17 protein-coding genes are annotated in these 18146 nt (G+C 49.4%); 9 read left to right on the forward strand and 8 right to left on the reverse strand.

The window, feature by feature from the left end; genetic code table 11:
• Positions 1–200 precede the first annotated feature (200 nt).
• A complete protein-coding gene (locus tag K2G41_RS10220; RefSeq protein WP_300117858.1) occupies positions 201–722 on the reverse strand; it encodes a hypothetical protein in 522 nt (173 codons plus the stop codon).
• Positions 723–1366: 644 nt separating this feature from the next.
• Here K2G41_RS10220 and K2G41_RS10225 point away from each other — a divergent pair.
• Genes K2G41_RS10225 through aspT form a run of 3 tightly spaced genes read left to right on the forward strand, consistent with a single transcriptional unit; the run spans position 1367 to position 4510 of the window.
• On the forward strand, positions 1367–1669 hold the full coding sequence (locus K2G41_RS10225) for a type II toxin-antitoxin system RelE/ParE family toxin (RefSeq protein WP_366145420.1): 303 nt from the start codon (positions 1367–1369) through the stop codon (positions 1667–1669).
• Positions 1659–2768, forward strand: coding sequence for an ImmA/IrrE family metallo-endopeptidase (locus tag K2G41_RS10230; protein WP_300117861.1), 1110 nt, complete (start codon positions 1659–1661; stop codon positions 2766–2768). The genes K2G41_RS10225 and K2G41_RS10230 overlap by 11 nt, the downstream gene beginning before the upstream one ends.
• Positions 2769–2815: 47 nt before the next feature.
• Positions 2816–4510, forward strand: coding sequence for an aspartate-alanine antiporter (aspT, locus tag K2G41_RS10235; protein WP_300117863.1), 1695 nt, complete (start codon positions 2816–2818; stop codon positions 4508–4510).
• An 84-nt stretch (positions 4511–4594) separates the two neighbouring features.
• Here the strand turns inward: aspT and xylE are convergent, their stop codons facing one another.
• From xylE to K2G41_RS10255, 4 genes are all read right to left on the reverse strand, one after another.
• Positions 4595–6082 (reverse strand): D-xylose transporter XylE, encoded by a 1488-nt coding sequence (gene xylE / locus K2G41_RS10240; protein WP_300117866.1) that lies wholly within the window; start codon positions 6080–6082, stop codon positions 4595–4597.
• Positions 6083–6275: 193 nt separating this feature from the next.
• Entirely contained in the window at positions 6276–7592 is a 1317-nt protein-coding gene (gene xylA, locus K2G41_RS10245) for a xylose isomerase (RefSeq protein ID WP_300117868.1), read from the reverse strand.
• A gap of 113 nt (positions 7593–7705) precedes the next feature.
• Complete coding sequence (locus K2G41_RS10250; RefSeq protein ID WP_300117870.1) at positions 7706–9190, reverse strand: FGGY family carbohydrate kinase; 1485 nt, start codon at positions 9188–9190, stop codon at positions 7706–7708.
• A gap of 91 nt (positions 9191–9281) precedes the next feature.
• Positions 9282–9992 (reverse strand): NUDIX domain-containing protein, encoded by a 711-nt coding sequence (locus tag K2G41_RS10255; RefSeq protein ID WP_300117872.1) that lies wholly within the window; start codon positions 9990–9992, stop codon positions 9282–9284.
• Between the two features lie 529 nt (positions 9993–10521).
• Between K2G41_RS10255 and K2G41_RS10260 the strand changes: the two genes are divergently transcribed.
• The 3 genes from K2G41_RS10260 to K2G41_RS10270 all read left to right on the forward strand — a co-directional run bounded on the left by K2G41_RS10260 (position 10522) and on the right by K2G41_RS10270 (position 13431).
• Positions 10522–11655, forward strand: a complete 1134-nt coding sequence (locus K2G41_RS10260) for an OmpA family protein (RefSeq protein WP_300117874.1) — start codon at positions 10522–10524, stop codon at positions 11653–11655.
• 324 nt (positions 11656–11979) lie between these two features.
• On the forward strand, positions 11980–12174 hold the full coding sequence (locus K2G41_RS10265) for a hypothetical protein (RefSeq protein WP_300117876.1): 195 nt from the start codon (positions 11980–11982) through the stop codon (positions 12172–12174).
• A 51-nt stretch (positions 12175–12225) separates the two neighbouring features.
• Positions 12226–13431 (forward strand): hypothetical protein, encoded by a 1206-nt coding sequence (locus tag K2G41_RS10270; protein WP_300117878.1) that lies wholly within the window; start codon positions 12226–12228, stop codon positions 13429–13431.
• Between the two features lie 147 nt (positions 13432–13578).
• Here the strand turns inward: K2G41_RS10270 and K2G41_RS10275 are convergent, their stop codons facing one another.
• The 3 genes from K2G41_RS10275 to K2G41_RS10285 form a co-directional block, all read right to left on the reverse strand.
• Positions 13579–14490, reverse strand: coding sequence for an FKBP-type peptidyl-prolyl cis-trans isomerase (locus K2G41_RS10275; protein ID WP_300117880.1), 912 nt, complete (start codon positions 14488–14490; stop codon positions 13579–13581).
• Between the two features lie 169 nt (positions 14491–14659).
• Positions 14660–15286 (reverse strand): FKBP-type peptidyl-prolyl cis-trans isomerase, encoded by a 627-nt coding sequence (locus tag K2G41_RS10280; RefSeq protein ID WP_300117882.1) that lies wholly within the window; start codon positions 15284–15286, stop codon positions 14660–14662.
• A 254-nt stretch (positions 15287–15540) separates the two neighbouring features.
• A complete protein-coding gene (locus K2G41_RS10285) occupies positions 15541–16143 on the reverse strand; it encodes a riboflavin synthase (RefSeq protein ID WP_300117884.1) in 603 nt (200 codons plus the stop codon).
• Positions 16144–16428: 285 nt separating this feature from the next.
• On the opposite strand from K2G41_RS10285, the gene K2G41_RS10290 reads away from it, so the two are divergent.
• The 3 genes from K2G41_RS10290 to K2G41_RS10295 all read left to right on the forward strand — a co-directional run bounded on the left by K2G41_RS10290 (position 16429) and on the right by K2G41_RS10295 (position 17932).
• Entirely contained in the window at positions 16429–17013 is a 585-nt protein-coding gene (locus K2G41_RS10290; protein ID WP_300117886.1) for a cob(I)yrinic acid a,c-diamide adenosyltransferase, read from the forward strand.
• A gap of 74 nt (positions 17014–17087) precedes the next feature.
• Positions 17088–17372 (forward strand): DUF1016 N-terminal domain-containing protein, encoded by a 285-nt coding sequence (locus tag K2G41_RS12415; protein WP_366145421.1) that lies wholly within the window; start codon positions 17088–17090, stop codon positions 17370–17372.
• Entirely contained in the window at positions 17366–17932 is a 567-nt protein-coding gene (locus K2G41_RS10295) for a PDDEXK nuclease domain-containing protein (protein ID WP_366145422.1), read from the forward strand. The genes K2G41_RS12415 and K2G41_RS10295 overlap by 7 nt, the downstream gene beginning before the upstream one ends.
• The last annotated feature ends 214 nt before the right edge of the window (positions 17933–18146 follow it).

Below are 18146 nucleotides of genomic sequence, written 5' to 3' on the forward strand. Positions count from 1 at the left end.
GATACAACTATATGTATGGTTACTGTCAAGTTCTAAATCGGCTTGACACAACGGCTCTTGCCGGTAATTTATAATATTACTTTTGTGGCCCTGTTTATGAAAATTTCATGAAAACAGTTTAGCTTACCTCAATTAAAGCTCTGAACGAAACTTTGTAATGTCGTAATACCTATATTTATTTGTCCAAGGTTATCATCTTGTTACTTTTCATCAAGTGAATCAGATTGGCTATCAGTATTTCTTCTTTTTTTCTTTTTCGTTTTCTCCTTCTCCGCTTTCTCCTTCTCTATATTTTCTGCCCTCTCTCTCCATTCGTCTCGCCTTTGTCTTATACCTTCACGTGCAGACTCACCTTTATTCAGTTCTTTACTCATTAGCCAATGAACGACGTTTTTATTATTAACAGTTAGAACATAAGATGTCTCAAATTTCCAACCACGTTCACCCATATAATTTATCGCATCAACCATAGAATTAAATTTTATCGGCTTCCCATTTTCATCTATTATCAAATCTCTTCCATCGTTGTTGCCTTGCCATCCTCCACTTTCTTCTCCGAAATCAATTTCAACTCTTACCTCTTTGCCTAAACCTAGCACATTATTATTTACACCAAGAATCTCAGCAAACACAGTACGATGGGATTTTATGGAGTCATTTGGTGTTCTTGAATGCACGATTAAAGCCACAAAGCATAGAAAAATGGAAATTGTTCTTTTCATATGAAATCTTAATGTAAAGTGATCTAAACTTTTTTGAATTCCTAATAAGCAGTTAAATTATTAAAAATACACCGCAAAAATAGATTATTCCTATATTATGGATGATTCAACCATTCATAAAGAATAGCCTATGTGCACTGTACTGACAAAGTTACGATAAAATCTGAGATATTGCCCTATCTTTAAACGGCAAAATGCAGATATAAAACAAAAGTTGTCTCATCAAGACTATCAACGCCATTCATCACAAGCCCAAGATAGTATGTCAACGGCCCCTACCTGTGGAGTTACTATCCACCGAGACAGTATTTAGTTTCAAAATGATACTTTAAGAAAAAACCGGTGAATATAAAAGCCTATGACAACCAATAATTTAAACCACATTATGATTCCATCACTCAACAAAGATAATGAAAATATGGCTGATAGGAAAACGTTCATTACAGATATTATTACTCCTCGGTTGTATAAAAATTCTGTTCCTAACTAATCTGAGGGATTTTTTCCTTATAAGATATATTTTTTGAATTACATTTGGTGTATTATATTTTTATATTTAATTTTGTGATGGAATCTCAAACACTTAGTGTAATACAAACGTTGTTACTTTGGATATAACTTTCCATAATACCAAACTCTTAAAGATGGCGAATGACAACAGGCTCGCTGTCCGGAAACTTGGGGCAGTCAGGGCTGAACTGTTCATGATGCGACTTGACGATCTTTCAGCTGCATCGACGCTCGAAGATGTAAGAAATCTTCCGGGTCACTACCATGAACTCAAAGAGGACCGCAAAGGGCAATGGGCCTGTGATCTTGACCAACCTTATAGGCTGATATTTCAACCACATGAAGATCCTATCCCTGAAGATGCTGATGGAAAATATATCTGGATTGAGATTAAAGGAGTAGAAATTTTAGAAATAGCAAACTATCATGGCAAATAACAACACAACGAAGAACCAGTTTTCTCCACGTGCCGTTTCCCATCCGGGTGTCACCCTCGGAGCAAAGATTCAGGAAATGGAGATGTCAGTCAGAGAATTTGCTTTAAGAGCTGCTAAACCTGAGAAAACAATTCTCGCCGTAATACGAGGAGACAGCTCCATCACTCCCGATATGGCCGTGATATTTGAGAACGTAACCGGCATACCTGCACATTTCTGGATGACCCGCCAACGTAACTACGACGAGTTCTTGGCAAGACAGCGAATGGCTCAACGGCTGGAGGATTCAGCAGCCTGGGCTGACCGATTCCCTGTCAAATATATGGAAAAATACGGTTGGCTTCAACAATTCTCCGATATGGCCTCAAAGACCAAAGCCCTGCTACAGTTCTTCGCAGTCACGTCCCCCGAAGCATGGGAGAATTACTATATGAATCAGCAGTTGAAAGTTGCGTTCCGCATATCTCTCCGCTCCACCATCGAACCTTATGCTATCTCCGCATGGCTACGACAGGGTGACAGGCAAGCCGAGGCTATTTCAGTGTCGGAGGAATATTCCGACAAAAAACTACGTGAGCGGATTCCAAGTATGAAATCGCTCATGGCAGAAAAGCCGGTGAACTGGTCAGCTACACTCCGGGACTTGTGTGTCGAGTGTGGTGTAAAACTGGTCTATACCCCCGCACTACCCAAGGCACCCATCAACGGTGCGACTCGGTGGATAGCAAGCAAGTATCCCTGCATACAAATGTCATCACAGGAAAAACGTTACGATACATTCTGGTTCTCATTTTTTCATGAGGTAGGCCATATAATCCTGCATGGGAAGAAAGATTTCTTCCTTGAAAATGTGGATTATGACCATAAGGAAACTGAAAAAGAGAATGAAGCTGATTGTTTCGCTGCAAACATCCTTCTCTCATCCACACATGAGGCAGAAATCGTGGCTAAAGGCGACTTTTCCTCGGAAGCACTCCTGAAATACTCCCGACAGTTCAATACACATCCATCCATCATAGTTGGACGGCTTCAGCACAAACGTCTCATCCCAAAGAATGCAAATCTTGATCTCATTGACACTATAACCGGATTACAATAAAACCTAACAGTTTATTTTCCACATATAGAATCTAAAATTTGACCGATATGGAATGGATTCTGACTTTTTTCCGGACGCATCCGTTGATTCCGGTGTTTCTTACGCTCGGACTGGGCTTCTGGCTCGGCCGGCTTCGCTTCAGGGGGTTCAGCCTCGGCTCGATCGCGGCGACACTTATAGTCGGTGTCGTCATCGGACAGATGAAAATTGAAGTGCCTGACCTTGTGAAGAATGTATTTTTCCTCTTCTTCCTGTTCGCTACCGGCTACGGAGTCGGTCCACAGTTCGTGCGCGCCATGAAAGGGCCGGGACTCCGACAGGCGGCCTTCGCCGTGGTCGAGGCTCTCGTCTGCGCGGGGCTTATCATAGGGGCGGCATATATATTCGGCTATGACAACGGTATCGCCACCGGACTATATGCCGGCGCACAGACTGCATCGGCCTGTCTCGGCATGATCGGCGACACCGTCCGCGAGCTGCCCGTCGATGAAGAACAACGCCAGTATCTACTCACCATCATTCCCGCCTGCTATGCGGTCACATATATATTCGGTACGGTCGGGACGGCTTGGTTCCTCTCAAGCATGGCCCCGAAAATGATGGGCGGACTTGACAAAGTGAAAGCAGAAGTGGCACGCATCGAGGATGAGATGGACAATGCCGACAACATAGCTCCCGGACAGATCCATGCCAGCCGGCCAGTCTCATTCCGCGCCTACGAGGCTACGAGTGACTTTTTCGACGCTCCGCGGACCATTAAGGAGATCGAGCAACGCTTCTCGGCACAAGGTTGGCGTGTATTTGTCGAACGAGCGAGGATCAGCGGTAAAATCTTCGATCCGTCCGATGACCTCAAGATTACGAAGGGCGACCACGTAGTGCTTGCCGGACGGATGGAGGAAATCGTTGACCTCCAGTCAAAATTTGGTTCGGAAATCTCCGACCCGGAGCTGCTCAACTTCGGTGCAGAGAAAACTCCGGTGACAGTATCATCAAAAGGCGCAGCCGGAATGACATTCGGACAGCTCCGCGGTAGCGACTATATGGAGCGCGTAATGGTAAGCTCGATCAAACGCAACGGACTTAATCTCCCGGTCAAAAGTCAGACCGAACTCTATCCGGGCGACATCCTCACACTCGTAGGCTGGCCGCGCGACGTTGAGGCAGCCGCCGTGAAAATAGGTTATGCCGACAAGCAGACCGACGTGACCGACATGGTGTTTCTCGGACTCGGTATCGCCGCCGGATGTATCATCGGGGCACTGGCCATTGAGATAAACGGTATTCCATTCTCAGTCGGTGCAAGCGTAGGTGCATTGATCATGGGACTGCTGTTAGGATGGTGGCGCGCACGACGCCCGACATTCGGACGTATCCCGACGGCCGCCCTATGGGTATTTCAGAACTTGGGAGCAAATATGTTTATCGCCGTCATCGGTCTGACAGCAGGTGCATCATTCATGTATGGACTCCAGCGGACAGGGTGGCTTATCATACTTGTCGGAGCAGTCTGCACTCTCCTCGGACTGGTCATCAACATCTTCATCGCCCGCAGATTGTTCCGCTTCTCCATGCCTGAAACTCTCGGCTGTGTAGCCGGTGGACGATGCAGCGTCGCATCCATCAGCGCGATAACCAACGCACTCCAGAGCGATGTCCCCAACCTCGGCTTCACCATCGCCTACGCCGTTGCGAATATATCACTTGTCTTCTCCTCCCTCCTCGTCCTTTTTCTGGTATAGCTAAAAACGGCAATAGGATGCGTCCGGCATGAGCCTTGGACACATCCTATTGTTGTTATTGCAGATAAGTTACTCTTTAAAAGATCATTTGTTCTTCTTGTCGCGGTTGCGCCAGAGATTGGTCATGTCTTCGAGGGTCTTGCCCTTGGTTTCGGGAACGAGGGCAGCCACAAACCATGCAGCGATGACGCAGATGATACCGTAGAGCGCATAAACGAACATGTGACCGAACTTATCGCCCATGCCTAAGCCGTGCATGTTGTACATCGGAACGAAAGTCGATGAGACGATAAAGTTGAAGATCCACTGGAAAGCCACGGCGATAGCGACTGCCTGCGAACGGATGGTGTTGGGGAAGATCTCGGCGATGAGCACCCAGCAGATGGGACCCCAAGAGAACATGAACGATGCAGAGTAGATCATGATCGAAACGACAGGCACGATAGGCGCGACGTCAATAAGATTGGAGAGACACACACCGAACGCACCGATGGCCATACCGATCGAACCCCAGATGAGCAGTGGTTTACGGCCAAGCTTCTCGACGGAGAACACTGCAACCAGAGTGAACGTGATGTTCACTATGCCCATGATGATGGTCTGAACCATCGGGTTGCCCATATTCATCGACTCGAAGATGCGCGGTGCATAGTAAAGCACGGCATTGATACCCACGGCCTGCTGGAACACTGAAAGCATGACACCGACAAAGATGACCATAACGCCGAACGAGAAGAGTCTTTCGCTTTTGACTTCGACCGTGCTCTTGATCTGGGCGAGGATTTCCTTGGCCTTTTCATAACCGTTGATGCGCGAGAGCACCATGAGGGCCTTCTCGTCACGGTCAGTCAGGGCGAGGTAACGGGGCGATTCAGGCACGAGGCATACAAGGATCGTGAACAGACCGGCCACGACAGCCTCCGAGCCGAACATGTAACGCCAACCTTTCTCGATGGTCCAGATATCGGATTCGGAGCTTACCTGATAGAGGGTTTCGCCGATCTTCTCGATGACAGGCTGAGTGTGTTCGCCGAGGATGAGGAAGTTGACGAAATAGACCACGAGCTGGCCGAAGATGATGGCAAACTGGTTCCAAGACACGAGAGTGCCACGGAGATTCGAGGGAGCGACCTCAGCGATATACATCGGGCAGATGGCCGAAGCGAGACCCACGCCGATACCGCCGAGAATACGGTAAAAGTTAAATGCTATGAGCAGACTCCAAGAGGGATGTCCGTAGTCATAGAACATAAATTCGGGATAGTAGCTACCGAGAGCCGAGAGGAAGAAGAACACTCCGGCGATGGCAAGCGACTTCTTGCGTCCGAAGCATGAGGCGAAGAAGCCTGAGAGAGCGGCACCGATGATGCAGCCGAGCAGCGCGCTCGACGAGGTGATGCCGTGGATGGTGTCGGTATATACAAAGTCTTTAGCTCCGAGGAAAAAAGCCTGCAGACCCTTCTCGGCTCCTGAAATCACGGCCGTATCATAGCCGAAAAGCAGACCGCCGAGCACTGCGACGAGCACTATGGAGAAAAGATAGACTTTGCTTCCTTTCTGAGGATAATTCATGGGGATATTGATAATGTTTGGTAAGAAGTTTGTGATAGATGACGGGAATGGAGAGAGGTGAAGCTACACATACAGAGCAGCCTATTGTGTGAAAATGTCCGTGCGGTGCCGGGCATCCGCACGAACATATTCAAACATAAAAAAATTCATGTCGGCGCGTAGGGGAAAAGCCCTTCCCTACGGCTTGACACTATCAGCAATACATGTTGACGATAGCCTCGTAAAGCTCCTGCTTGCCCGAAGTGCGCTTGGGCTCGCCGACTTCCTTACCGTAGGCATAGACATCCTCAAGAGTGAGCTTGCCTTCCTCGAACTCCTTGCCCTTGCCGCCGTCAAATGACTCGTAGCGTGCGCGAAGCATTTCCTTATAGGGAGATTCTTCGAGAAGAGCGGCTGCGCTTTCGAGTGCGCGGGCCATAGCGTCCATACCGGCGATGTGAGCGATGAAGATATCGTCGAGGTCGGTAGAGTTGCGACGGGTCTTTGCGTCGAAGTTAGTACCACCGTTGCCGAGACCACCGTTGCGGATGATCTGCATCATGGCCTGAATGAGTTCGAAATTGTCGATGGGGAACTGGTCGGTATCCCAGCCGTTCTGATAGTCACCACGGTTAGCGTCGATAGAGCCGAGCATACCGTTATCGACAGCCACTGCGAGTTCGTGCTCGAAAGTGTGACCGGCGAGAGTAGCGTGGTTCACCTCGATGTTGAGCTTGAAGTCCTTGTCAAGACCGTGCTGCTTGAGGAAGCCGATCACAGTCTCGCTATCCACGTCATACTGGTGCTTGGAGGGTTCCATGGGCTTGGGTTCGATGAGGAATGTGCCGGTGAAACCCTGTGCGCGGCCATAGTCGCGGGCGAGGCGGAGCATCATGGCGAGATGTTCCTTCTCACGCTTCTGATCGGTGTTGAGGAGGCTCATGTAGCCTTCGCGGCCACCCCAGAACACGTAGTTAGTACCTCCGAGGGCGATTGTAGCGTCGATAGCGTTCTTGATCTGGACAGCGGCACGTGCGACAACGTCGAAGTCGGGGTTGGTGGCAGCACCGTTCATGTAGCGTCCGTTGCTGAACACGTTGGCAGTACCCCAGAGGTTCTTGATGCCGGTCTCGGCCATCTTCTCCTTGATGTAAGCCACGATTTCCTTGAGGTTGTGCTCATACTCCTCAACAGAGTTACCCTCATCAACGAGGTCAACGTCATGGAAGCAGAAATATTCGATGCCCATCTTCTGCATGAACTCGAAACCGGCGTCAGCCTTCTGCTTTGCGATAGTGAGAGCGTCAGCACCCTCGTTCCAAGGGAACTTCTTTGAAGAACCGCCGAACTGGTCGCCACCCTCGGCGCAGAGAGTATGCCACCATGCCATAGCGAACTTGAGCCATTCCTTCATGGGCTTGCCGAGGATCACCTTTTCAGCGTCATAGTAACGGTAAGCCATGGGATTTTTTGATTCCTTGCCTTCGAATTTGATTTTCCCTATACCGGGGAAGTATTCTTTTACTGCCATAATAAATAATAATGTATAGATGTAATTTGGTAAAACAAGTTTGCTGTTGTGATTATTTTTGTTTTGCCGGCCACTGTGCGGACAGCTCCGGGGGTGACTATCGGCAGAGCGTATCAGAGTTCACGCATCAGACGTTCCTTCCAGAGAGCGTAGGCATCCTGATAAGCCTGACGGTCGGCGACCGACGGCTCGATGACCTCGATCTTCTCAAGCGAAGCGAAAGCCTCGTTGTTGTCGCGGTATATACCCGCACCCATGCCTGCACCCTTGGCCGCACCTACAGAGCCGTCGGTATCATAAAGCTCGATGGTTGCGCCGCTCACACCGGCGAGGGTGTTGCGGAAGAGGGGGCTAAGGAACATGTTGGCATGTCCGGCGTGGATCTTGCTGATAGGCATTCCCATCTGCTCCATGATCTCCATACCGTACATGAACGAGAACACGATGCCTTCCTGCGCCGCACGCAGAAGATGCGATTTATTGTGAGTAAGGAAGTTCACACCGTGGATCGAGCAGTTGACCTCCTTGTTCTGGAGGACACGCTCTGCACCGTTGCCGAAGGGGATCACCGACACGCCGGCCGATCCGATCGGGGCTTGAGCGGCGACATCGTTCATCTCTGCATATCCGATCCCTTCGGGAGCCACTGTGCGCTTGCTCCAAGAATTGAGGATGCCTGTGCCATTGATACACAGAAGCACACCAAGACGTGTGGCGTCATCGCTGTGGTTGACATGAGCGAAAGTATTGACGCGGCTCTTGGTGTCATAATTCACCTCGCCGAGCACACCATAGACCACTCCGGATGTGCCTGCGGTTGATGCGATCTCGCCCGGATTGAACACGTTGAGCGAAAGAGCATTGTTCGGTTGGTCACCTGCGCGGTATGACACCGGTGTCCCTTCGGCCAGCCCAAGCTCCGCGGCAGCCTCAGCCGTCACACGGCCCTGTATCGAGAAGGTCGGGACGATTTCAGGAATTATGCTGTCGGAATAGCCGAAATATTCCATGAGGAAATCCGCAACCTTGCACTCCTTGAAGTCCCAGAGCATCATTTCTGAAAGGCCCGAAACCGTGGTGCAGATGCGGTCCGTAAGACGCATGGCGATGTAGTCGCCCGGAAGCATGATCTTATCGATCTTCCCGAACACCTCCGGCTCATTTTCCTTGACCCAAGCGAGCTTGGTAGCGGTGAAGTTGCCGGGAGAATTGAGTATATGGCTCAGACAGTGCTCCTCGCCGAGTGCGTCGAACGCTTTCTCGCCATAGGGGACACCGCGCGAGTCACACCAGATGATAGCCGGACGCAACGGCTGCTTATCCTTATCGACCATGACCAGACCATGCATCTGATACGAGATACCGATGGCCTTGATCTCCTTCGGATCGACTTTCGAGGAGGCAAGGACGCTCTCCGTGGCATGTTTCAGGCAGTCCCACCACTGCTGTGGACGCTGCTCGGCCCAACCGGGTTTCACTGCTATGATCTCGGCCTCCGTCTTGGGATAGAAGTCCGATGCAACTGTCTTGCCGGTTTCGGCATTTACAAGGCTCGCTTTTACAGATGAGCTGCCTATATCATATCCTAAAAGATACATTTTTTCGTTGTGCTAAGTATTACTTTTTATTACATTGCGTGGACGCATCGCTGTGCGTCCGCTATATCATCAGTCGTCTCCCTCTCATCTTTCAGCGTGAGCCACTGTAAGCTTTCTTATCGAAGCGGTAATAGCGGGCAGCTCTGTGGGCCACACCCTGCTGACGCTCTTCGAGAGGTATTATATATGGCATCTGGGATATCTTTTTATGGAAATTTCTCACATCAAGCGGTTTCCCATAGAGGATTTCCATGAGCATCCTGAACTGCGAGGCCGTGAATTTCTTAGGCAGGAGGTCAAAGATGAGTGCACGATTGTTGTCGGCCTCACGGCGGATGGCCCGGAGAGCCTCCTCGATGATCTGATTGTGGTCAAAAGCCAGCTCGCCGAGCTCATTGAGCTTTTTCCACTCAGCAGTCTCATGATTGACATTCTTCTCCAGATTCTTGTCGAGTTTAACCAGCGAAAAGTATGCGATGGTGACTATACGCTTCACCTTGGCCTGTTCCTTTTCGAGCCAATGGACATCACGTTGCTTGCTCGTGCGGTCCTTTGATCCGAAAGCCTTGAACTGCGTGAGGGCGACACCGGTCAGACCGGTCTGATCCTTCAGCACTCTTGAGGCAGCATCGTCAAGATCCTCATCCTGATAGATAAGGTAGCCGGGAAGCTTATTGTCCGAAAACATTTCGCCACATACATCGGTGCCTCTGCGTTTAAGAAGCAGTACCCGGAGATTTTCTCCATCGAAACCGAAAACGACGCAATCTACCGAGATGTGGTTATTGGCAAGTGAAGCCATAAAAGAAATTCAATGGTTTAGATATATAAAAGTTATGATTAGTCTATTGGCCGACAGATGGTTTTTCTGCTTGCCCGGACAAAATTACTAATTTTTCCCACTCCACTTCAAGCCGAAAAATATGTTGTATAACATCAAAATTGGCAGCATTTTCTTTTCATACCATCTACAATAAGCCTCTTCTTTACGTCTTTTTTACAATAAGTATTCCATCACCCCTGCTTTTTCTCCTTAAATCCTCTGTTTTCTTCCCCATTATGGCCATATTCATCCGATGGCCTTATCGTTGATTTTACAATAAGTCCTGCTTGCAGTCAGGAGGATGCCAAAACGTTAAATACTGTTAACAACAGAACCAATTCCCTCCCCATGGTTGTTTTTGAGATAAAGCTCCTCAAAATTTCAACTATTCAAAATCTCCTCAATTCAAACAACATTCAGAATTAAATAAACAACTATCCAATAATTAGAGAACGAAACATTTTTGTTTCCAAAACACACACTTCACATCAACTAAAAGGCAACTAATATGAAACGTATTCTTCTTGCTTCAGCTCTTGTCAGCTGTCTTATGAGTGCCTCGGCACAGGACATTATCGAACGCCCTACATTTGGTGATAATTGGCAGATAGGTCTCGACGGTGGCATCACCACTCCTCTCAAGGGTCATTCCTTCTTCCAGAACATCCGTCCGACAGTCGGCGTTCACATCGGTAAGCAGATCTCGCCTCTCTTCGGTCTCGGAGTTGAAGGTATTGCAGGCATCAATACTTCATCGGTCAACGGTGGCCGCCACAGCAAGACTGCATTTGACAACACCTATGTCGGTGCTTACGGTGCATTCAACCTCACAAACGCATTCGCCGGTTTCAGCTGCGATCAGCGTCCCGTCACAGTAGAGGCAGTTGCAGGTATCGGTTGGCTTCATGACTATGTAAGCTACGGCAGCGACCACAGCAACATCGGTGCCAAGGCCGGTCTCAATTTCAACTTCAACGTAACTGACCACTTCAGCATCTCGCTCAAGCCAAGCGTGCTTTGGAACGTAACCGGCAACGGTACAGCCTACCGCGATCAGGGTCTTGACCTCAAGCGTGCGAACTTCAACCTCATGGTCGGCCTCAACTACAACTTCGGCCCCGGCTTCCAGTGCGTAAGCTGTCCTGACTACTCAGGCGAGATCTCTGATCTCAACAGCCGCGTGAACGCCCTCCGCGCTGAAGTCAATGGTAAGGACGCAGCACTCGCAGCAGCCAACGCCAAGAATCAGGAACTCACCGCAGCACTCGCAGCAGCCAACTCTAAGCCTGCTCAGGTCAAGGTGGTTAAGGAAAACAATCTCGAATCTGTACGCTACGTCTTCTTCAAGATCGGTTCAAGCACTATTACAGCCGACCAGCAGCCCAACATCGAGATGATTGCAGCTTACCTCAACAACCATCCCAAATCAACCGTTCAGGTTCGTGGTTATGCATCAGCCGACGGTCCTGTTGAAGTCAACGAACGTCTCGCCAAGGCTCGTGCAGAATCTGTCAAGAACGCCCTCATCAAGCGTTACAAGATCAACCCCGACCGCATCAATGCTGAAGGTGAAGGTATCGGCCACATGTTCAGCGAGGAATCTTGGAACCGAGTTTCAATCTGTACTCTCGACGCCGACTGATCACTTGACTAACACCAACTATATATATAAAGATACTTATTCACAATCAACCAGCTCCTGCCGGATTCTCCATCCGGCAGGAGTTTTTTTATGTAGGTGCGTCAGAATGGATAAATTCCGGGGAGATTTTGACACGGCATCTACACCTGTTTTTCATTATCGCACCTTTTTGGGGTAATTGCGGTCGTAACTTTGCATTGTTCCAAATCACCGTCCCCCATCACCCAAATAACTCCCTTCAAACCCCATCCTACAAAAAACTCAACAAACCACCATCCAAACCATTATTTATACTCTATACTTTAACCTCTATACTTAAAAACCATGCCAGCTCCACTTGAATTTGTCCGCCATCCGGAATCAACCCCCTCCAATCCCGACATCACACTCCCCGACACACCTACCGACGACGACTATCCCACGGACTGTCTCAACGATGATCCACTGAACTGTCCCGACAATGACGACCCCACATCGCGCATCCTCTCCACACCCCGCCATTCCGCATGGCCAGACTGATCCAATCCCTCCTTTTAAACTTTAAACTAAAACTTCTAAACCTTAAAACCAATGTCCAAACCTCTCACCACCTCAATAACCAACGAACTCGCACCCTCACTCCTCCGCAGTGCCATCGACGAACGCATCGTAAAGATCCGTCCCTCCTCCACTCCGCTTGACCAGATCTCACGAATGGTTGGTGCCCGCAAAGCCAATTCCATGCGGGTGGATTACTATTCGGTCGATACCAAACCCGGAAGCACGAAAGTCAGCCAGACACTTCGTAATCTCTCCCTCACAAGCGGCCAGTCATTTGACCTCACCGTCGAAAAAGGGTCTATTTTCTCCGAGACTGAGACTGTCCTCATTCCGACCATTACCGTCAGCGAAGGAGTCTATAAGGGACAGGCTCTCGTGGCCTACATTTCGGCCATCAACGCCGACATCCTCACCCTCGTACCCGTCAACATCCCCGACACCGCCGTAGCCCTTGAAGCCGGCAATATCAACAAGGGCGACACTATAATCCGCATGGGTCGTGCGGCCCGCGAACTCGATGTTCAGACCGCCCAGTACATAGCCCTCCCCCGAAAGGACTATAACTACTGCCAAATCTTCAAATCTCAAATAGAAGAAAGTCTGTATCAGCGACTTTCCGACAAAGAAGTCGGCTGGAACTTCTCCGATCAGGAGGAAGTAGCCATCATGGACATGCGTATGGGCATGGAAAAATCGTTTCTCTTCGGAGCGCGTGCACGAGTGGCCATCGGCGACAATCCCGATGAAATCCTCTTCACGGGCGGCATCTGGAATCAGACCGACCGTACATTCACCTATCCTGCCGGGACAATATCGTCCGAAGCACTCGTTGCTCTCTCGCGTGCAGCCTTCACCGGACGCTCCGGCTCGTCGCGTAAAGTGCTCCTCGGCGGTTCGGGTCTCATAGAAGCCCTCAACAACTGTCCCCACATCAAGGCCATAAGCTCAGAGGATAAAGAATGCGTGTGGGGTGTGGATTTCCACCTCATCGTCACGAAGTTCGGCACGCTCTACGTGCATCATTCCGAAGTATTCGACCTCTGCGGCAAGGAAAATTGCGGCATGGTGATCGATCCGGACTACATCACCAAATACACTCACGTCCCCTTCTCGGCCGAACGCATCAGTTTCCGTAAGCAAGGCGTCCGCAACACCGAAGGCGTAGTCCTCACCGAAGCCTCCTGCCTCGTCCTCCGCTACCCCGACTCCCACCTCCGCATCGAAGTTGAAGCCTGATCGTGCAGGGTGGCCATTCCGCAAAACGCCCCCGCCGCGTGTCTGAAAGACGTCCGCCCTCCTTACCACCACACAACATAAAGCCCCGGCTGCATCACAAACAAATGATGCAGCCGGGGCAATTTTATTTTACTCTAATCAGATTGATTAGTTAGCGGGAGTAACGTCAGAAGTCTCGACCTCAAACACGAGCATAGCGTTGGGAGCGATACCGGCCTGAGGATTACCGTCAACACCGTATGCAAGATTGCCGGGGATGTAGAGGATATAGTGAGCACCGTTCTTCATCATAGAGAGACCTTCACCGAAACCGGGAACGACACGGTTGGGGTTCATGGTCACACCGTCAGAATTCTTGTCGAACTCAGTACCGTCGATGAGCTTACCGGTATATTTCACCTTTGCGCTACCGTTTGAACCGACAGCCTCACCCTCACCTTCGCTGATCACCTTGTAGCCGAGACCTGAAGCAGTCACCTTGATCGAGGGATCCTTAGCCATCTGATCCTTCAGATAAGCCTCGCCGGCAGCAATGTTCTCCTTAGCTTCGGGGCTGTTTTCCTTAGCGGCCTTAGCCTCAGCTTCCTTCTGCTGATAGAACTCCATCATCTTCTGCTGAGCCTGTTCGGCGAGCATCTGGAAAGTAGTCTGAGCCTCACGCATAGCCTCCGAGTTGATGGTATCGGCAGTGAATGCCTTAGCGTATGCCTCGTAAAGTTTCGCACGGTCGATGGGCACACCTGCTTCCTCATAGCGGAAGAGCTGACCGACGAGCTGCAGACCGAAGCTGATACCGGTGAGATAGCCCTGCTGGGTGGTATCGGTCATGATCACCTGCTTGAGACCGCGGAGAAGATCCTCTTTGTTGATCTTTTCCTTCTGATCCTCAGGGAGAGTCATGTATTCAGAGAGCAGACGGCTACCCTGAGCGTCGCCCATTGCCACTGAAAGTGAATCGCCAAAACCTTTGTTTGCACTGTTGGATGATGATGAATTGCCGCATGAAACTGCGCCAAGCATCAGTGCGGCAACGCCGCAAGCCATGATAAGCTTTTTCATAAAATTTTTTGGATAAGTTAGTTGTATATGATTTTGTGTTTTCTCTTTTTCCATTTTACGCGGAAAATGCGTCAGTGCGGCCGCTAAGATTTAGCGTCCGCACCACGCATTATGAAAATGGTATCTTTGCGCCTTCGGGCAGTATCCTGCAGGATACTCCTGACAGACTTTACTTCTTGATCACCTTCAGAAGCTCGACATCGAAAATCAGAGTCGAGTTCGGGCCGATCACGCCACCCGCACCCTGCGGACCGTAGGCCAGCTGCGAGGGGATGAACAGACGCCACTTCGAACCGGCCTTCATGAGCTGAAGAGCCTCGACCCATCCGGGGATCACCTGAGTGACACCGAACGTAGCGGGCACACCGCGCTCCACAGAGCTGTCAAACACCGTTCCGTCGATGAGCTTACCGGTGTAGTGAACCTCCACCTGATCCTGAGCAGTAGGAATCTCGCCGTCACCATCCTGAAGCACTTCATACTGAAGGCCGGAGGCTGTGGTCTTGACTTCTACACGCTTACCGTTCTCCTCAAGGAACTGCTTGCCGGCTGCTTCGTTGACTTCAGCCATCTTAGCGGCCTCGGCACGCTGCTTCTCTTCGAGAGCGGAGAAATATTTCTGAATCTCAGCCTTTGCCTCGTCGTATGACATCTTAGGTTCGCTGCCATAGAACACAGCGGCAACACCGTCGGCGAAATCCTCGACATTGATCTGCTGGATACCGCTCGCACGGAAATTGTTACCCATGCTCAGTCCGAGAGCATAGCTGATGCGATCTAATTCTTTATTTTCCATAATCTATATATCGTTTTTAAGTTATTATCAAGTCTGCAAAGATAGGCTATTTTATTGCTTCGGTGTTGAAAATTTTAATTAAAAAAGTTAAAATCAACATTTTCAAGCACAAATGCATTATGAATTATGCATTGTTAATTAACCATCATGCATTGAATATAACAATGCCGACCTCCATTTAGTTGACTTCACAAGGCCGCGACAAAACAGATAAATTCCATGTTGATTTTGACACAGCGTCGTCAGGCTCTCGCTCAGAACTCCTTGAGACGTGCGAGATACTTGCCGATGATGTCAAACTCGATATTGACCACACTGCCCACCTTGATATCCTTAAAATTCGTGTGCTCAAACGTGTAAGGGATGATTGCCACGCGGAATGAGTATCGCTCCGAGTCGCAGACGGTGAGGCTCACGCCATTGACCGTCACCGAACCCTTCTCGACAGTGACATAGCCCTTCGCAGCCATTTCGGGAGCGACATCATAAGTAAACTTATAATATCGGCTACCCTCCACTTCCTCGATAGCCTCGCAGACTGCCGTGCAATCCACATGGCCTTGGACGATATGACCGTCCAGACGGCCGTTCATCATCATCGAACGTTCGAGATTCACGAGACTGCCAGCCTCAAGCAGACCGAGGTTACTGCGTTCGAGAGTCTCCTGAATGGCAGTCACCGTGTATGTACCGTCGCCGGGAAGCGACACCACTGTCAGACACACTCCGTTGTGAGCCACACTTTGGTCGATCTTGAGTTCATCCGTAAAACTGCACTTCACGCGGAGATCCACATTGCCCTCCTTGCGCACGACTTCGACCACCTGAGCGGCCTCCTCTACTATACCTGAAAACATAACTTGATTGTTTTGTGTTGGGTTACTTCTTTTATTCACGATGTATTACCGGACACCTTGTAAGGCATGAACCTCTGTGCCACGACACATCATCCGGCAATCCCGCGGCCCGCTGACCTGTCCGGCATCTTTCTTTATTGAAGCAAAATCGGGCCACGATCGTTTTATATCACGATTATTTATATATTTATGCTACCACGATTGTTTTTTATATCGTGATTGTTATTCTATAATGATGCAAATTTACGTAAATTTGTCCGTTAAACCAAAATCCCCCATGTAATCATGAAAAAAAGCCTCCTATACACCCGCACCGGCGACGCCGGCACCACATCACTCATCGGCGGCCAGCGCATCGCCAAAAACTCACCCCGCGTCTCGGCCTACGGAAGCGTCGATGAACTCAACGCCATGATCGGACTCGTGCAGGCCCACTGCGCTGACATGGACAACTTCGTGACATCGACCCTCCTCACCATCAACAACACCCTCTTCAACATCGGAGCCTATCTCGCCACCCCCTCCGACGACGTCACCATCGCCTCTCCTGCCAAAGACGAAGAATCTCCCTCACCGATCGCACCCGAACTGCTTTCGGAACTCGAACATCAGATAGACCTCCTCGACTCATCCGTCCCGCAGCTGCGTCAGTTCGTCCTCCCCGGAGGATCTATAGGAGCTGCCCACGCCCACGTAGCCCGCACCGTCTGCCGCCGTGCCGAGCGCGACATCCTCACCCTCGCCGACACCGGCGCATACGTCCACCCCGCAGTCCTCACCTACATCAACCGCCTCAGCGACTACCTCTTCATCCTCGCCCGCTACATCAACCACTTCAACGGCCACCCCGAAATCACTTGGAAGCAGTGAATCCGACCCTCGATAGCTTCGACTAAATATTCAAGCATAATTTCCCCGACAATATATGCAAAAATCATATAAATATGAACCCACAGAGTCTATCACAATTTGTTAGTGATATACGCGGTATTGTTCGTAAATATAGAACAGAAGCAGCGTATTCTCTCAATATTACAATAATCCATGAACGATGGGCTATTGGCAAACGTATTGTCGAAGAAGACCAAAACGGAGAACTCCGGGCGGAATATGGTTCTAATATGATTAATATTCTGTCCCGCGAATTAACCTTTGAATTAGGCAAGAGCTATAATCCTCGAAGTCTTGCCTATTATAGACAGCTATATGTTTATTTCCCAGAATGGTAGATTTTGCACACGCGTGTGCAAAATCTTACTTGGTCACATATCAAAGCAATTCTCGGCGAGAAAAACGAGGACGCCAGATGATTGCAAAAGATTCTACCTATACAGAAAGCGAGCTTGAAAGTGCCCTTATCACACATCTCCAGCAATTCCTTATGGAACTTGGCAAAGGATATGCCTTTGTTGAGCGCCAGCAGCACATTGTGACTGATGCCGGTGACTATTACATTGACCTCGTTTTCTATAACTACTTGCTAAAATGTTTTGTGCTGATTGACCTGAAGACTACCAAGATAACGCATCAGGATGTCGGACAGATGGATATGTATGTCAGGATGTATGACGACCTGAAACGTACTCAGGGGGATAATCCGACTATCGGGATATTGCTTTGCGCGGAGACAAGCGAAGACATTGCAAAATATTCTATGCTCAATGGCAGCAAACAGCTTTTTGCGTCAAAATATCTGACAGTTCTACCTTCCGAAGAAGAGCTACGTCAGGAGATTGAGATACAAAAACACCTGTTTCTATTACAGAAAGGAGGGTCAAAAACTTCATAAGACTTACGGAAACGGGACATCTTATTGACACTTTCCGTGCACTTAAGACATTTAGAAAGGAATTCTCATACTTCTTCCGAAACAACCTTGAGGTAAGAGATAACAACCAAGGACATAGAATTGACTCTTTTCTTGCGAGTCGCAGCTTTTTACCCCAGATTATCAAAGTTGAGATAATCAGGGACTGTACTGTCTGCCCCAGCAATCACATTCG

Source organism: Duncaniella sp. (genome assembly GCF_029056165.1).
Taxonomy (GTDB): domain Bacteria; phylum Bacteroidota; class Bacteroidia; order Bacteroidales; family Muribaculaceae; genus Duncaniella.

Excerpts from the sequence above, each read along its gene's own strand:
- xylA (WP_300117868.1), bottom strand. The coding sequence starts at position 7,592 with ATGGCAGTAAAAGAATACTTCCCCGGTATAGGGAAAATCAAATTCGAA.
- K2G41_RS10270 (WP_300117878.1), top strand. The coding sequence starts at position 12,226 with ATGTCCAAACCTCTCACCACCTCAATAACCAACGAACTCGCACCCTCA.
- K2G41_RS10275 (WP_300117880.1), bottom strand. The coding sequence starts at position 14,490 with ATGAAAAAGCTTATCATGGCTTGCGGCGTTGCCGCACTGATGCTTGGC.
- K2G41_RS10250 (WP_300117870.1), bottom strand. The coding sequence starts at position 9,190 with ATGTATCTTTTAGGATATGATATAGGCAGCTCATCTGTAAAAGCGAGC.
- K2G41_RS10255 (WP_300117872.1), bottom strand. The coding sequence starts at position 9,992 with ATGGCTTCACTTGCCAATAACCACATCTCGGTAGATTGCGTCGTTTTC.
- K2G41_RS10230 (WP_300117861.1), top strand. The coding sequence starts at position 1,659 with ATGGCAAATAACAACACAACGAAGAACCAGTTTTCTCCACGTGCCGTT.
- K2G41_RS10280 (WP_300117882.1), bottom strand. The coding sequence starts at position 15,286 with ATGGAAAATAAAGAATTAGATCGCATCAGCTATGCTCTCGGACTGAGC.
- K2G41_RS10285 (WP_300117884.1), bottom strand. The coding sequence starts at position 16,143 with ATGTTTTCAGGTATAGTAGAGGAGGCCGCTCAGGTGGTCGAAGTCGTG.
- K2G41_RS10220 (WP_300117858.1), bottom strand. The coding sequence starts at position 722 with ATGAAAAGAACAATTTCCATTTTTCTATGCTTTGTGGCTTTAATCGTG.
- K2G41_RS10225 (WP_366145420.1), top strand. The coding sequence starts at position 1,367 with ATGGCGAATGACAACAGGCTCGCTGTCCGGAAACTTGGGGCAGTCAGG.
- K2G41_RS10295 (WP_366145422.1), top strand. The coding sequence starts at position 17,366 with ATGGTAGATTTTGCACACGCGTGTGCAAAATCTTACTTGGTCACATAT.
- K2G41_RS10260 (WP_300117874.1), top strand. The coding sequence starts at position 10,522 with ATGAAACGTATTCTTCTTGCTTCAGCTCTTGTCAGCTGTCTTATGAGT.
- K2G41_RS10290 (WP_300117886.1), top strand. The coding sequence starts at position 16,429 with ATGAAAAAAAGCCTCCTATACACCCGCACCGGCGACGCCGGCACCACA.
- aspT (WP_300117863.1), top strand. The coding sequence starts at position 2,816 with ATGGAATGGATTCTGACTTTTTTCCGGACGCATCCGTTGATTCCGGTG.
- K2G41_RS10265 (WP_300117876.1), top strand. The coding sequence starts at position 11,980 with ATGCCAGCTCCACTTGAATTTGTCCGCCATCCGGAATCAACCCCCTCC.
- xylE (WP_300117866.1), bottom strand. The coding sequence starts at position 6,082 with ATGAATTATCCTCAGAAAGGAAGCAAAGTCTATCTTTTCTCCATAGTG.
- K2G41_RS12415 (WP_366145421.1), top strand. The coding sequence starts at position 17,088 with ATGAACCCACAGAGTCTATCACAATTTGTTAGTGATATACGCGGTATT.